At 67.8% G+C, this 14,860-nt stretch carries 9 protein-coding genes and 2 pseudogenes; 5 read left to right on the forward strand and 6 right to left on the reverse strand.

Annotated elements, in window-relative coordinates:
• Positions 1 to 62: 62 nt before the first annotated feature.
• Positions 63 to 1,664 (reverse strand): AMP-binding protein, encoded by a 1,602-nt coding sequence (locus OG905_RS08780; protein WP_328667176.1) that lies wholly within the window; start codon positions 1,662 to 1,664, stop codon positions 63 to 65.
• The gene (locus OG905_RS08785) at positions 1,661 to 3,349 is read right to left on the reverse strand and encodes an AMP-binding protein (protein WP_328667177.1); all 1,689 of its coding nucleotides are present in this window, start codon (positions 3,347 to 3,349) and stop codon (positions 1,661 to 1,663) included. Before OG905_RS08785 ends, OG905_RS08780 begins: the two co-directional genes overlap by 4 nt.
• Before the next feature lie 209 nt (positions 3,350 to 3,558).
• Here OG905_RS08785 and OG905_RS08790 point away from each other — a divergent pair, with 209 nt between their 5' ends.
• From OG905_RS08790 to OG905_RS08800, 3 genes and pseudogenes are all read left to right on the forward strand, one after another.
• Entirely contained in the window at positions 3,559 to 4,782 is a 1,224-nt protein-coding gene (locus OG905_RS08790) for an RNA-guided endonuclease InsQ/TnpB family protein (protein ID WP_328667178.1), read from the forward strand.
• A 95-nt stretch (positions 4,783 to 4,877) separates the two neighbouring features.
• Positions 4,878 to 5,527 (forward strand): annotated as a pseudogene (locus tag OG905_RS08795) (response regulator transcription factor).
• A gap of 59 nt (positions 5,528 to 5,586) precedes the next feature.
• The gene (locus OG905_RS08800; RefSeq protein ID WP_328667179.1) at positions 5,587 to 6,231 is read left to right on the forward strand and encodes a LysE family translocator; all 645 of its coding nucleotides are present in this window, start codon (positions 5,587 to 5,589) and stop codon (positions 6,229 to 6,231) included.
• Between the two features lie 44 nt (positions 6,232 to 6,275).
• Here the strand turns inward: OG905_RS08800 and OG905_RS08805 are convergent, their stop codons facing one another.
• The gene (locus OG905_RS08805) at positions 6,276 to 7,397 is read right to left on the reverse strand and encodes a winged helix DNA-binding domain-containing protein (RefSeq protein ID WP_328667180.1); all 1,122 of its coding nucleotides are present in this window, start codon (positions 7,395 to 7,397) and stop codon (positions 6,276 to 6,278) included.
• A gap of 183 nt (positions 7,398 to 7,580) precedes the next feature.
• On the opposite strand from OG905_RS08805, the gene OG905_RS08810 reads away from it, so the two are divergent.
• Positions 7,581 to 8,720, forward strand: a complete 1,140-nt coding sequence (locus tag OG905_RS08810) for a magnesium and cobalt transport protein CorA (RefSeq protein WP_328682124.1) — start codon at positions 7,581 to 7,583, stop codon at positions 8,718 to 8,720.
• A 347-nt stretch (positions 8,721 to 9,067) separates the two neighbouring features.
• Here OG905_RS08810 and OG905_RS39080 read toward each other — a convergent pair.
• The 3 genes and pseudogenes from OG905_RS39080 to OG905_RS08825 form a co-directional block, all read right to left on the reverse strand.
• A pseudogene (locus OG905_RS39080) lies at positions 9,068 to 9,240 on the reverse strand (IS256 family transposase); the annotation flags it as partial.
• A 315-nt stretch (positions 9,241 to 9,555) separates the two neighbouring features.
• Positions 9,556 to 11,979, reverse strand: a complete 2,424-nt coding sequence (locus tag OG905_RS08820; RefSeq protein WP_328667182.1) for an NPCBM/NEW2 domain-containing protein — start codon at positions 11,977 to 11,979, stop codon at positions 9,556 to 9,558.
• 1,457 nt (positions 11,980 to 13,436) lie between these two features.
• Complete coding sequence (locus OG905_RS08825; protein WP_328667183.1) at positions 13,437 to 13,571, reverse strand: GntR family transcriptional regulator; 135 nt, start codon at positions 13,569 to 13,571, stop codon at positions 13,437 to 13,439.
• Between the two features lie 745 nt (positions 13,572 to 14,316).
• On the opposite strand from OG905_RS08825, the gene OG905_RS08830 reads away from it, so the two are divergent.
• Positions 14,317 to 14,778, forward strand: a complete 462-nt coding sequence (locus tag OG905_RS08830; RefSeq protein ID WP_328667184.1) for a hypothetical protein — start codon at positions 14,317 to 14,319, stop codon at positions 14,776 to 14,778.
• The last annotated feature ends 82 nt before the right edge of the window (positions 14,779 to 14,860 follow it).

The following is a 14,860-nucleotide window of genomic DNA, read 5'->3' on the forward strand; positions in this document are numbered from 1 at the left end:
CACGGCCGTGGGCGTCATCGCGGCAGGCTCGCGCCGTACCGGCAGGTGTGCGCATCGTCCCCTCAGCCGTACTGCCTGCGCAGCTCCACCTTCCGCACCTTCCCGCTCACCGTCATCGGGAACTCGCCCAAGACCTCCAGCCGACGCGGAATCTTGTAGTGCGCCAACTGCTCCCTGCAGTACGCCGCGATGTCCTCCAGCGTCGGCGGATCCCCCGCATCCCGCGGAATCACGCAGGCCAGGATTTCCTCCCCGTAGCGCTCGTCGGGGACCCCGACCACCTGCACGTCCGCGATCTTGGGGTGGGCGTACAAGAACTCCTCGATCTCGCGCGGATAGACGTTCTCACCGCCCCGGATGATCATGTCCTTGATCCGGCCCACGATCTGGACATAGCCGTCCTCACGCATCACCGCCAGATCGCCCGTGTGCATCCACCGGCCCGCGTCGATCGCCACGGCCGTCTTCTCCGGCTCGTCCCAGTAGCCGAGCATCACGCTGTAGCCGCGGGTGCACAGCTCGCCCGCCTCGCCGCGCGGGAGTGTCACCCCGCCGACGGGGGCGACGACCTTGACCTCGACGTGCGGCAGGACCCGGCCGACCGTGCCGGTGCGGCGTTCCAGATCGTCGTCCCGGCGGGTCTGCGTGGAGACCGGCGAGGTCTCCGTCATTCCGTAGCAGATCGAGACCTCGGCCATGTTCATCTCGGCGACGACGCGCTTCATGACCTCCACCGGGCAGGGCGAGCCAGCCATGATGCCGGTGCGCAGCGTGGACAGGTCGTACGAGGCGAAGTCGGCGAGGTTGAGCTCGGCGATGAACATCGTCGGTACGCCGTACAGCGAGGTGCAGCCTTCCTCGGCGACCGCGCGCAGGGTGGCCGCCGCGTCGAAGGACGGTGCCGGGATGACCATGCAGGCACCGTGCGAGGTCGCCGCGAGGTTGCCCATCACCATGCCGAAGCAGTGGTAGAAGGGGACGGGGATGCAGATGCGGTCCTGCTCGGTGTAGGCGATCATCTCGCCCACGAAATAGCCGTTGTTGAGGATGTTGTGGTGCGAGAGCGTCGCACCCTTGGGGAAGCCGGTGGTGCCGGAGGTGTACTGGATGTTGACCGGGTCGTCGCAGGACAACTCCGCCTCGCGGGCCGCCAGTTGCTCGTCCGAGACGGCAGGCGCCGCGTCCAGGAGTACGTCCCAGGAGCCGTCCTCGATGTAGTGGACGGACCGCAGGTCGGGACAGTTGGCCCGCACCTGGTCCACCAGCGCCCGGTAGTCGCTGGTCTTGTGCCGCTGCGAGGCGCACAGCACCGAGATCCCGGCTTGTTTCAGCACGTACTCGAGTTCGTGCGCCCGGTACGCCGGGTTGATGTTGACCATGATCGCGCCGATCCGGGCGGTCGCGTACTGCACGAGCACCCACTCCGCGCAGTTGACCGCCCAGATCCCGACCCGGTCCCCCTTGGCGACACCGATCCCGAGGAAGCCTCGCGCCAACTGGTCCACCGCAGCGCCGAATTCGGCGTACGTCCAGCGAGCATCCATGCCGAGATCGACCAGCGCCTCGCGGTCCGGCCACGCCGCGATCGCCCGGTCGAGATTGCGGCCGATCGTGTCGCCGAGCAGCGCTGTCGTGCCGGTGCCGTGCGCGTAGGAAAGGCTCATCGCAGATCTCCCTCCACATACTCGGCCGTCGAGCCCTCGGCCGTGCGCTCGCGCAGCTCGATCCGGCGGATCTTGCCCGAGACGGTCTTGGGCAGCACGCCGAACTCCAGCCGCCGGATGCGCTTGTACGGCGCAAGAACCGCGCGCGAGTGCTCGAAAAGCAGCTTCGCCGTGTCGGGCCCCGGCTCCCAGCCCTCCGCCAGCACGATGTACGCCTTCGGCACGGCCAGCCGTACGGGGTCGGGCGCGGGCACGACCGCCACTTCGGCCACCGCCTCGTGCTCCAGGAGCGCGCTCTCCAACTCGAACGGCGAGATCTTGTAGTCGGACGCCTTGAAGACGTCGTCGGAGCGGCCGATATAGGTGATGTAGCCGTCAGCGTCTCGCGAGCCGATGTCGCCCGTGCGGTAAAAGCCGCCTGCCATCGCCTCGGCCGTACGCTCCGGGTCCCCGTGGTAACCGGCCATCAGGCCGACCGGATCACCCGACAGATCCAGCGAGATCTCACCCTCCGCAGCGCCCGGCTCGCCCGTGACCGGGTCCAGCAGGACCACCTGGTAGCCGGGGCTCGGACGGCCCATCGACCCGGCTTTGAGCAACTGGCCGGGGCTGTTGGCGACCTGCACGGCCGTCTCCGTCTGCCCGAAGCCGTCCCGGATGGTCACCCCCCATTCGCGGCGCACGGTCTCGATGACCTCAGGGTTCAGCGGCTCCCCGGCGGCGACGACCTCGCGCGGAGGCGTACGCAACAGGCCGAGATCCTCCTGGATCAGCATCCGCCACACGGTCGGCGGAGCGCAGAAGCTGGTGACACCAGCGCGGTCCATCTCCGCCATCAGCCGGGCCGCGTCGAAGCGCGTGTAGTTGTGGATGAAGACCGTCGCCTCGGCGTTCCAGGGCGCGAAAAGATTGGACCAGGCGTGCTTGGCCCAGCCGGGCGAGGAGATGTTCAGATGCACGTCGCCAGGCTTCAGCCCGATCCAGTACATCGTCGCCAAGTGGCCCACCGGGTACGACACATGAGTGTGCTCGACCAGCTTCGGGCGGGCGGTCGTGCCGGAGGTGAAGTAGAGCATCAGCGGGTCGTCCGCCCGCGTCACACCGTCCGGCTCGAACTCCCCCGGTGCTGAGAACACCTCGTCGAAATCGAGCCAGCCCGGCACATCGGCCGCACCCCGGTCCGCCACCGCGATCCGGGTGTACTCCCCCGGCACCTCTCCGAACTTGGCAGAGTCCGCCACGCGCGCGATGACATGCCGGGCACGTCCGCGGTCGATCCGGTCCCGCAGGTCCACCGGGCCGAGCAGCGGTGTCGCGGGGATGACGACCGCCCGCAACTTCATCGCGGCGAGAGCGATCATCCACAGTTCCTGCTGGTTGCCGAGCATGACGAGGATCCGGTCCCCGGCCCGCACGCCACGGTCCCGCAGCCAGTTGGCGACCTGGTTCGAGCGCACGGACATCTCGCCGAACGAGACGGTGATCTCCCGGCCGTCCTCCTCGACGATGTGCAGCGCGGTCTGGCTATTGCCGCCGGCGATCTCGTCGAACCAGTCCAGTGCCCAGTTGAAGCGCTCGGGCCGGGGCCAGGAGAACCCCTCGTACGCAGCCGCGTAGTCCTCCCTGTGCCGTAGCAGGAAGTCCCGGGCGGCCCGGAAACTCTCCGTCGCGCTGCGTGACGTCATTTGTCCTCCTAATCGCGGGACCGGCTACCGGGACTAACGCAGTGCACCGGGCTTCAGCCCGGTGGTTGCGCGTCAGGTGTACGTCCTTCTAGACCTTGCGCAGGTACTTCGTCACCAAAACCAGGTGCGTGTGGAGGACGAAAGCGCAGTGCCGACAGTACGGATGTTCTGATACTCAGCCATAAACCAACGGTAGTACGGTGATCGGCATGCAGTTGAGGTACAGCTTCCGCCTGTACCCGAACGGTCCTCAGCGCGCCGCGCTGGCCCAGGCGTTCGGGTGCGCCCGCGTCGTCTTCAACGACGCGTTGCGCGCCCGCAAGGATGCCCACGAACAGGGCAGGCCGTACCCGAGGACCGGCGAACTGTCAAAGCAGGTCATCACCGAGGCGAAGAAGACCCAGTCCCGCGCCTGGCTCGGTGAGGTCTCCGCCGTGGTGCTGCAACAGTCTCTGCGTGACCTGGACACCGCGTACTCCAACTTCTTCGCGTCGATGAACGGCACCCGCAAGGGGCCGAAGATCGCAGAGCCCCGGTTCAAGTCACGCAAGGACTACCGGCACTCGATCCGCTTCACCGCGAACGCCCGGTGGAAGATCACCCCCGGCGGTGACCTGTCGCTGCCGAAGATCGGCGATGTGCGGGTGAAGTGGTCCCGCGCTCTGCCCTCGGTCCCCTCCACGGTGACCGTGGTCAAGGACGCAGCCGGCAGGTACTTCGCGTCCTTCGTCGTCGAGACCGCTCCCCAGACGCTGCCCCACGTGGAACCGGTCGTCGGCATCGACCTCGGTCTTGGACACTTCGCGGTCCTCTCCGACGGCACGAAGATCGACGCCCCGCGCTTCCTGCGCCGGGCGGAGAAGAAGCTCAAGCGGGAACAGCGCCGCCTGTCCCGCAAGGCCAAGGGCAGCAACAACCGGGACAAGGCCCGCATCAAGGTCGCCCGCGCTCACGCACAGGTGGCCGACGCACGGCGCGAATTCCACCACCAGCTCTCCACACGGATCATTCGCGAGAACCAAGCGATTGCCGTTGAGGACCTGGCGGTGAAGGGACTCGCCCGTACGCGTCTGGCCAAGTCCGTGCACGACGCGGGATGGTCCGCGTTCGTCACGATGCTGGAGTACAAGGCCGCGAAGTTCGGCCGCAGCTTCCACCGCATCGGACGGTTCGAACCGACCTCTCAGGTCTGTTCGGCGTGCGGCGTCAAGGACGGCCCCAAGCCCCTGCACATCCGGGAATGGACGTGCGGGGCTTGCGGAACCGTCCTCGACCGGGACATCAATGCGGCGGTCAACGTCGCCAAGGCCGCCGGACTGGCGGTGTCAGCCTGTGGAGCGCAGGTAAGACCGGTACTCGTACCGGCACAGCGCGTTGAAGCAGGAACCCACCGAGACGGTCAGACGACCGTGGTAGGAATCCCCGCCCCTTAGGGCTGCGAGCGGAAGTCAATGACATCGTGTAATCAGTGACCCAGGTCTCATTACCCCCGTACGGGGGTGACACCCAGCGAGGAAGGGGAGAGCAAGTGTCCGAGCCGGCCGATGCGGTGGAGTTGCGAGCGGCGCTGTTGCGGCTGCGCCGTGCGACCGGGCTGCCGGTCGCCTTCGGCGGGCTGCTGCTCGATGCGCGGCAGCTGCGGATCGCCGAGCTGAGCGGCGCGACTACGGGAGCGCTGCGCGGTCTGGCGGTCAGCGCGGGCAACGGCCTCGGCGGCAAGGCGATCGCACTCTCGCGACCGTGCGCTGTGACGGACTATCCCTCGGCGCGGCACATCAGCCACGAGTACGACGCGGCGGTCGCGGCGGAGGGACTGCGCTCGGTGCTCGCGGTGCCCGTCGTCGTACGGCGCAAGGTGCGGGGTGTGCTGTACGGCCGCGCTGCGTGAACTGCGGACGCTCGGCGAGCGGACCATCGACGCTGCGGTGGCCACGGCGCGCGATGTGGAGCAGGCGCTGTGGCGGGACCCGGGGCGTGGGAGGAGGTCCGCGAGGTGCACGGCGAGCTGCGCGCGCTGGCGTGCGTGGCCGTGGGCTCGACGAACGCGGCGGCGGGAGAGCGGCTGGGGCTGAAGCCGGAGACGGTGAAGGGGTATCTGCGGGCGGCGATGCGGAAGCTGGGGCGCACACGAGGCTGGAGGTGGTGGTGGCGGCGCGGCGGGCGGGCCTGCTGCCGTAGCTCAATCGGTCCGGGGCGAGCCCTGGCGGCGCCGCCCGGCATTGAGGTTGAATGTGCAAATGGTGTCCACAGACCGCTTCCTCGCATTCGCCGCGATGTCGCTGCTGGTGATCGTGATCCCGGGGCCGAGCGTGCTCTTCGTGATCGGCCGGGCTCTGGCCCACGGCCGCCGCACGGCGGTGGCCACGGCGCTGGGCAATGTCTTCGGCTCGTACGTCCTGGTGGTGGCCGTCGCGCTGGGCATCGGCGCGCTCGTGGAGCGCTCGGCGGCGGTGTTCATGGCGGTGAAGCTGGCGGGCGCGGCGTATCTGGTCTTCCTCGGGGTGCAGGCGTTCCGGCACCGCAAGGACATGAAGGTCTCGGACATGCAGGCCCCGTCCGGACCGGCGCGCGGCGATCTCCGTACGGTCGTGGACGGCATCCTGGTGGGCGTCACCAACCCCAAGGGCATCGTCTTCTTCGCCGCCGTCCTTCCGCAGTTCGTGGACCACGCGGCGGGAAACCTGCCCGCGCAGATGCTGCTGCTCGGCCTGGTCCCGATCTCGATCGGCCTGGTCACGGACACCCTGTGGGGTCTGGGCGCGGCGGCGGCGCGCAACTGGTTCGCCCGCTCGGAGCGCCGCCTGTCGATGGTGGGCGGCGCGGGCGGGTTCGCGATGATCGGCCTGGGCGTGACGGTGGCGGCGACGGGCAGCGCGGACTGAGTCGCGCCCCTTTGCGGCGCCGGCAGAGGTGTACGGAATGACCTCTACTCGCTGAAGACGCCGAACTCGATGTCGTGCGCGGTGGCCGGTGACAGGGTCGTGAGCATCCGCTCCGCCTCCTCGGCCACGGTCTCGCGCTGCGCGCGGGTCAGCTTGCCGAAGGCCTGCACGATCACCTGCGCGCTGTCCTTGGTCTCGGTCAGCCGCCAGATCCCGGCGAGGTAACCGTCGACGAGGAAGGTGCAGTGGGCCTGGTTGCCCTTCCAGGTCCGCTGCCGGTACTCCTCGGGCACGACCCGGGTGCGGTCGGCGTGCGAGAGCAGCAGATTGTCGAACTCCGGCAGCAGTCGGGGCGGCGCGGGGGTGTCGGCGTCCGGCCGGGGTGCGTCCGGGAGGTCGAAGAGCTCGACGCCGTTCTCGTCCTGGAAGACGGCCAGCTGCGGCCGCAGCCGCTCGAAGGCCTCCCGCAGCCGGGTCAGTCCGGACCAGGTCTGCATGTCCCTGACCGATGCGGGCCCGAAGGCCGCCAGGTAGCGCAGGACGGTGGCGTCGGGCGCGGGCGCGGGCTCTGACGTCCGCCCGAACCAGTGCTCGGCGGTGGTGAGCGCGACCTGGCCGCTCCTGCCCCACAGGCCGCGCGGGGTGACCTGCACCAGCGGCAGCACGCAGCGCGCGGCGACGGAGAGGGCGAACGGATCGGCGTCCGGCCACTGCATCAGCAGCGCCTCGCGCAGCTCCTTCATGGTCCGGGGCCGCTCCTCGACCAGTTCCCGGCTGATGGCTCCGAGCCGGACCAGATCGACGCCGGCCAGGCCCGTACGGAACTGCTTGAGCTCCCGGTCGCGGGCCGCCTGGACCAGCGGCCGCAGGGTGAGGCAGTCCTCGGCGGTGTGCGTATGAATGGTGGAACGCATCGTGACCAGGCGCGCGACCTCGCGGGAGGCCATCAGCCCGGAGAGCTCCTCGGGGTCGAAGCCCTCCAGGCGTGCGGCGAGCGCGTGGTACGGAGGCTTCACGTTCTGCGCCTGGAGGCCGACGAGATGTCCGACGGCGCCCTTCACGGACATCGCGGACCTGGGCGCACGGCGCAGCAGGAGCTGGCGCTCCAGTGTGGCGCGGTTGAGGGCGCGGTTGCCGAGCACGGGGTAGGTCGTCTTCGAGGTCATGCGCCCCACGCTACTCAGGCTTGCGGACACCTTCTGTCCTCAAGGAATCCCGGAGGGATCCCGAGGGAATCCCGCTGGTCGCCCCCGTCATGCCGGGGCAATTCGACCCGGATATCCTGCTCCGTGGCCGTACGGGCGCGGACGACACCCGCGCAGTTTCCGAGGTGGGAGGTGAGAGACACGATGCCGCTGTCCCCGAAGAGGCACCAATGGCGCCGCCGCCCCCTCCTTCCCGCGAACCCGCCGCCCGCCACTCCCGTGCCCGCGGAGCCCGTCGCTCCCGCCCCCGTACAGAAGGACCAGGGCAGCGTCGTCCAGGCCGCGCTCTACCGCGACGGCCGCCGCGTCGCGACGCCCGACTCCCTCGCCCAGACCTTCCGCCAGCTGCGCGAGTACCCCGACGGCATGGCGTGGATCGGGCTGCACCGCCCCACCGAGGCCGAAGTCCTCTCGCTCGCCGAGGAGTTCGACCTCCATGAGCTGGCTGTCGAGGACGCGCTGGAGGCCCACCAGCGCCCCAAGCTCGAACGGTACGGCGAGACCCTCTTCGTGGTGCTGCGCGCTGCCCGCTATCTCGACGCCCAGGAAGAGGTCGAGTTCGGCGAGCTGCATGTCTTCGTCGGCAGGGACTTCCTCATCACGGTCCGCCACGGCGCGGCCCCCGACCTGTCCGCGGTCCGCCACCGCATGGAGAAGACCCCGGAACTGCTGGCGCTGGGCCCGGAGGCGGTGCTGTACGCGATCATGGACGCGGTGGTCGACGGCTACGCCCCGGTCGTGGCCGGAGTCCAGAACGACATCGACGAGATCGAGACCGAAGTCTTCGGCGGCGACCCGGCGGTATCGCGCCGCATCTACGAACTCTCCCGCGAAATGGTCGAGTTCCAGCGCGCCACCCGCCCCCTCGTCGGCATGCTGCACGCCCTCATGGCGGGCTTCGCGAAATACGGCACGGACGAGGAACTCCAGCGCTACCTCCGCGACGTCGCCGACCACGTGACCCACACGAGCGAGCGCGTGGACGGCTTCCGCCAGGCGCTGGCGGACATCCTCACCGTGAACGCGACGCTGGTGACGCAGCAGCAGAACGAAGAGATGCGGGCGATGGCGGAGGCGGGCATCGAGCAGAACGAAGAGATCAAGAAGATCTCGTCGTGGGCGGCGATCCTGTTCGCTCCGACGCTGGTCGGGACGATCTACGGGATGAACTTCGAGCACATTCCGGAGTTGCACTGGGTATTCGGATACCCCTTTGCCATCGTCCTGATGGCGGTTGTATGTGCCAGTTTGTACATCATCTTCAAGCGGCGGGACTGGCTCTGAGTAGTCGCCGTCCCGATCGCAGGCGTCGACGACGCCTTTGAGGTCGCTGGGGTGGGGAGAATGAAACGCGCTCCGTTCCGGGCGGTCTACGCGATCGCGGGCGTCACCCTCCGAAGAGCCTCGCTGCTGCGGTGGCACCCGGGAGCACAACCATCACGGCGAGTAGTGGCCAACCTGCCGACGATGCCGCGACCAGCCGAGCAAGCGTTGGCGTTGGCGTTGCCGTACGTCGTGGTGAGGATGAGCGGGAACTTCATCTTCTCCCGATCGGGCTCCGGCCGCCCCACGGCGGTTCGACCTCGACGGTTGGATAAAGACTCTGCACTTCAACTCGCATGCCGACAGGGTGAGTTGCTCAACATGGCGTCGGCCTTGTCGCCCCGCTCGTAGCCGGGAAGGTCGGCCACCTCGGCCTCCAGCGCGCCCTCCAGGACCAGCATCACCAGCCCCTGGAGCAGACCGTTCTCGCCGATCAGGTTCAACCCCTCGCTGCGGGCCGGCTCACCAACTGCTCGGCCAGGTCCGGTCCGGATCCGCGGCTTCGCCAACTCCGCCCCGCCCCTGCGACGTTCGCGTTCGCGGGAGGGGCGCTCGTCCTTGATCCCCATGGCGCATCATTCCCGGCAGAGACCATGTCTCACGCCGCAGAGAACACACCCGTGCATACCCAAAATCCCTGACAGCCCTGGCAACCCGGGTGATGGAGGGCCGCCAGACCCGCCGTGTACTGCCCTCCGGACATCATCGCAGTGACAGTCCGCACGCACGGCGAGACCGCCACCCTTTTCAAGGCGGCGGTCTGCCTGACGTTGTGCCAGCCGTGCGGGTTGGTTACCTAGCAGGAATGGACGGCGCCTGCCCAGTCGGCATGGTCGTACGTATTGTCGTCGCCGGCGTCGTCGGCGACAAGGCGGATCTTGTCGTAGCCGGTGATTGGGACGTCGATGAACACCGGTTTGGAGGGGGTGACGGTGGGGCTAGCGTAGAGCTCCTTGGCGGCGCTGCCGTCCGCCGGGACGCCGAGGACCTTGAACTTGACGGTGCCGCGGCCTTCGGTTTCGTCGTCGACGCCGCCGACCGCGGTGAAGCGGGAGCAGCCAGTCTTGTTGATCGTGATGTCGGAGTTGGCGTGGGCGCCGATGCCCTTGGGGTAGTAGACGCCGTTGACCTTGATCCGGCTCCCGTCCGTTGGGTTCCAGCCGTTGTTGGACCGGTCTTTTTCTGGGTGTCCCCAGCCATTGGGCTGTGCGTCCCAGTTGACGACGAGGTCGGAGGAGAAGGACGCCGCCCTTGCTGTTCCTGTACAGGTGATCTTCGCGTCCGCCCAGTCGGCGTGGTCGTTCCTCTCGCGGTCGTTCGTGTACTTCATGTCGTTCGGGTCCGGTGTCGTGTCGTCCGGGACCTGATACGTGTGGTTCGTGGGGATCGCGCGGAGTTCGAGGAGCTTCACACCCGCGATGGGCACGTTGAGCGTGGTGGCTGGATCTTGAGGGGTCTTGATGTCGGTGTAGGCGAGCAGGCGGCCGTCGCCGTAGACGCCGAACTGGACCCTGCCCTGCCCGGCAGGAACCGTGGAGTCGACCTCGTCGTCGATCCCCACCTCGGCGGAGAACTGCTGGCAGGAGCCGCCGAGCCAGTAGTAGATGCCGGAGTCGGCGTGGGTGCCGAGACCCTTCGGGTAGGTCTTGCCGCCGATCGTGAGGGTATTACCGTCGGCCTGGCCGCTGGGGCCGAAGGACTTGTTGACCTCGACAGGGACCGTTCCATAGCTGCCGACCGTGCTCCACCAGTTCCCATCGAGCTGGTAGGTGCCTTGGGCCTTGGGCGGCTGGACCAGGGTGGCCATGTCGGTGCGGTGGAGGCGGTAGACCTTGACGTCCCTGCTGGGGACCGCGGCGGAGATTGCCCCGCTGGTGTTGGAGGTCGTGTCGGTCCAGAGGTCCGTGAGCGTGTAGGACGAGTAGCCGCCCAGTCCGACTCGGGTTGCGCCGGTGGAGACGGTGATTGTCTGGTTATCAGCTTTCTCGCCGCGGTTGAGCAGGGCTACGGCGACATCGCCGTTCTCCAGCGGCTTGGCCCACACTTCAGCGTCACCGACTTTGCTGATCCGGCGTCCGCCGGAGCCGCCCCAACTCTGGTTGACGGCAATGAGGTCCTTGTTGGTCAGGATTTTCGTGATCTTCTTCAGGTATTTCTCCTTCTCGGAATCGTCCGTTTTAACCTCGTCCCAATTCAAAGTGGCGGGCTCGGCGACGAAGAACAGCGGGCCACCGCTCATCGCCCACATGGCGAACTGGGCGCGGTCCTCGCCGTCGGAGCGCATAACTAGGCCGACGTCCTCCTTAACTCGGCCGAGCTGAACGTAGTCCCAGTCCACCCAGCGGTCCGGCGCGTTGCGGAACACCTCCTGGGCGGCGACGTCGACGAGGTCGAGCGTGCCCAAGAGCCCCTGCGATGGGACCGGCCTGTTTTCCCACCATGTGGTCAGAAGGTCTTCGCCGGCTCGTACGGTGTCCGCGTAGTCGCCGAAGTCGTGGAAGTTGGCGAACTCCGCCGTGTGCATGGAGCCAGGGTTGATGTTGTACACGATTTTGCGCCCGACGCGGTCGCCGGCCTTCTTGAGCTCGTCGCGCATGAGGGCGAACTGCGTCTGCTGGTATGCAAGGTTGCCGTAGCTGTTACACCAGTCGTACTTGAGCAGGTCCACGCCCCAGTCGGCGAACGTGTTGGCGTCCTGGTGCTCGTGGCCGAAGCTGCCCACATAACCAGCGCACGTCTTTGTCATGGGTGCGGCGTAGAGGCCGAGCTTGAGGCCGAGCTTGTGGATGTCGTAGGCGAGTGACTGCATCCCGTTGGAGATCCCTGCTATTTCGGAATGGCGGTTGGGGAACTTGACGGGATCGGGCTTGAGGGTGCCCTCGAGAGCGGGATTGTTGGTGACCTCGGGGTCGCCGGCTTTGTAGCGTCCGGCCGACCAGCCGTCGTCGATGCCGATGTACTCGTAGCCGACGGCCTTCAGGCCTTTGTCCACGACGTTGGGGGCGACGCCAACCAGCCTCGGCGCCGCTATTGCTTTGGCAGCATCCATGATCTTGTCGTAGCTGATCTTGTCCTTGTAGCTGTACCAGGTGTTCCAGCCCATCGGCGGTTTGGCCACCGGGTCGGCCTTCGGAGCGGCTTCGGCGGGCGTCGGTGCGTAAAAGGCGGTGGCTGTCAGGGCGGTTGCCGCGAGAGCGGCGGCGGCGAACACACTGACCACACGACGGGTGCGCGAACGCTGACGGCGGGGTCGTGGGTGAGTGGGTGAGTGGACAGATCCGGGCCGTGAGGGGTGCTGCTGCAGGCTGCCGACGGCGCCGGCTGGGAGCGGGCCCTGCGCTGTCCCTGCCTGGGCAGGGTCTGGATCAGCCTGCCGCCGCTCAGGATCACCGAGCCGGCGGCCGTGGCCCGGTTGCCGGACCGGCACCCGGGCAGGACCACCGAGGCGGCACGCAGAACCACCGAGGTCGAACATCGAAGGTGACCCGGCATGGACACGAACTCCCCCTCGCTCAAGCGCAAGGCGCAGCACATCGGCGGCAAACCAATGGGTGGACGCGGTTCCGGCTGCCCCAGGTAGCCCGGGACGCTGTCTGCGGCACCCCGTGGCCGCATCCGGCAGAGCAAAGGCGAGAGGCGAAGCCGTCGTGGGCGGCCCCCTCGTCCCAGATCCTCATCCCGCTCGCCACCACACCGCATGGGGCACTCGATTCACTCTGGTGGGTCGGTGCGATGTCTTCCGCCGTACGCGGCCGCCGGAAGCGCTGGGGCGGCAGCGCCCGATCCAGACCGAAGACCACGGGCATTGCCTGCCGTCACCGTGAGCACGGTCCGACCGCCAACCGCCCGTCGCTGCCGCATCGTGAGAGTCGTTGTCACGAGCCATCCCCCTGAGCCATCAGGCCTGCCAGAGGTGCCTGCCCAGGGGAAAGAGACGTGCGCGCAGCGTGGCACGCACCCGCAAACCACGTCAAGATGTCTTCCTAATTAATTAGAAGTATCAGTGGATAGGTCGAGGCCACGAACAACAACAAGCGTGTTACACAAGGCTGCGACCAGAGCATCTCCCTTGCGCATGCGGGTATAGCGGGACAAATCGGTGTGGGTCGAGGTGTTCACCGGGCTACACATGGCCAGTTCGGGCGGCCACTGGAGGCGGCGCGGGAAACAGGGCGGCGACGGAGCCGCGGACCAACACCCAGACCCGGTGCCGCACTGCCGGCGCGCGGGTTGGCCCACCGCCCCCAATCCCGTAGCCGAACCGGGCCACCTCGCCCGGCTCGACCTCATCACGCAGGACGGTGCCCTGCGACCGGCTCACCCCGCCGGGCAGCGTGGCCCGCACCCAGCGACAGAACTAGGAGATCGACAACTCAACCTTGCGCCCGCCCCTCAGTTCCTGCGCAGCCCCTGGAGCAGACCATTCTCGCCGACCGGGTTCAACCCCTCACTGCGGGCCCCGGATCACCAACTGCTCGGCCAGATCCCGGTCCGGATCCGCGGCTTCGCCAACTCCACCCCGTCCCTAGTATTGCAACGGCGCTTGCCCTGATGGGTGGCCGCGGCTGGCTCGAAGATTGCGCGGACTTCGGCCAGGTTGTCGAAGAATGCGCCGTCAGGACTTCCCAGCGCCGAGTCGGGGACCAACGGACGTACCGCGCTTCTGGCGCGATTCGATCAGCCCCTCGGATGCCGGTACTGCAGCGCCTCGCGCACAACGGTCTTGCTGACACCGAGTTCCTGCTCGATCTTGTCGGGGTGCAGGGCGCCCTCGGGCTGGTACTCCCCGCGGATGATGCTGGTGCCGATCACCTACACGCCTGGCGGTGCAGACCCCATGCCGCGCTGCTGATCGCGTTCTCCTCAATATGTCCACATGTCGCCCGATGTATCGATGCGTCACCGGCTGCGGGGCCCGGATTTTCGAGTTCACGTTATTTATTAAATATCTTGACAACTCTATGTCGGTGGCCACACGATGCGGTGCAGGCAGGCCCGTGACGGCGATGCCCCGCGCAGGTCGTACTCGTGCTGCCCTGCAGCACAGTCCCGTGGTGTGCACTGCGGCCACTGTCGCTGTGCCCCCAATGCCGTTGATTTCAGCGGGAGTCCATCCGTGATCCAGATGCTCCCCCCTGGCCGGCCATGACGTGGCCGTTCAGTCCCACTTCGAAGAATTCGCCTCGATGGGAGCCGTGGCATGGTCCCTGCAAGAACCCGGGCCGCTTCTGTCGTCGGGCTCGCCGCCATGCTGGTGCCGGGCGCCTGCTCTTCCGGTCAGTCTGCAGTCGGCGCGGGCAAGGTGAAGAAGGTCGATGGGAAGGTCTCCATGGCCTGCCGCCTCCCCCCGTCGGCCCGGGCGGAGTGTGGACCGGTCACAACTGCGCCGGCGGATCACCGCCGGCCTTGCCCGACTCGGCTTCGACACAGTCATCGACCCCGACCTGACAGCTCATGGCCGGCTGCGGCCTGTCGACCCTGTTCGAACGGCAGCAGCCCGCCACCGGACACGTCGTGCTCACCGTCGAGAACCTCGCGACCGGACGACGTGCACGATGTGAGCCTCCAGGTCCGGTCGGGCGAGGCGGCGGCCCTCGCCGGGCTGGCCGGCGCCGGCCGCTCCGAGCCCGTCCCCGCCGTCGCCCTCCTCGGTGCCCTGCCCAACGGCCTGACCGTTGAAGGCCTCAACACCGTCTGGCAGAACGTCACCCACGGCCTCCTCCTCTTCTTCTTCTTCCTCCTCCTCGCCGCCGTCGTCGTCGTCATCCAGCAGCGTCCACAGGCCAGCGCGCCGTCGGTCTGCCGACACAGCACCACGGATCCTCGTCGCCCTCTTGGCCCCCATCGCTACGGCCGCGGTCGTAGTCCCCGCACCGGCTCCGGCCAACAAGTCGCCGACAGCGAAAACCACGAACGCACAGACACCATCGCCGCCGCGCACAAGCACTGCCTTGACCGGCCCGTGGCACAGCTGCCGGAAGTCACCCCGCATCCGGGAACGCACCCAGAAGGAGCATGAACCATGTCCCCATCCCCCTGGCCACGGCCTGCGCCACGCGGCCAAAGACGGCCATGGACAGCCAGTTTCATCGCCGCCGCAC

Source organism: Streptomyces sp. NBC_00322, assembly GCF_036147535.1.
In the GTDB taxonomy this organism is placed as follows: Bacteria; Actinomycetota; Actinomycetes; order Streptomycetales; family Streptomycetaceae; genus Streptomyces.

Bases quoted from the DNA above. Each gene is read 5' to 3' on its own strand.
- OG905_RS08790 (WP_328667178.1), top strand. From the start codon at position 3,559: ATGCAGTTGAGGTACAGCTTCCGCCTGTACCCGAACGGTCCTCAGCGC.
- OG905_RS08805 (WP_328667180.1), bottom strand. From the start codon at position 7,397: ATGACCTCGAAGACGACCTACCCCGTGCTCGGCAACCGCGCCCTCAAC.
- OG905_RS08780 (WP_328667176.1), bottom strand. From the start codon at position 1,664: ATGAGCCTTTCCTACGCGCACGGCACCGGCACGACAGCGCTGCTCGGC.
- OG905_RS08800 (WP_328667179.1), top strand. From the start codon at position 5,587: ATGGTGTCCACAGACCGCTTCCTCGCATTCGCCGCGATGTCGCTGCTG.
- OG905_RS08785 (WP_328667177.1), bottom strand. From the start codon at position 3,349: ATGACGTCACGCAGCGCGACGGAGAGTTTCCGGGCCGCCCGGGACTTC.
- OG905_RS08810 (WP_328682124.1), top strand. From the start codon at position 7,581: ATGCCGCTGTCCCCGAAGAGGCACCAATGGCGCCGCCGCCCCCTCCTT.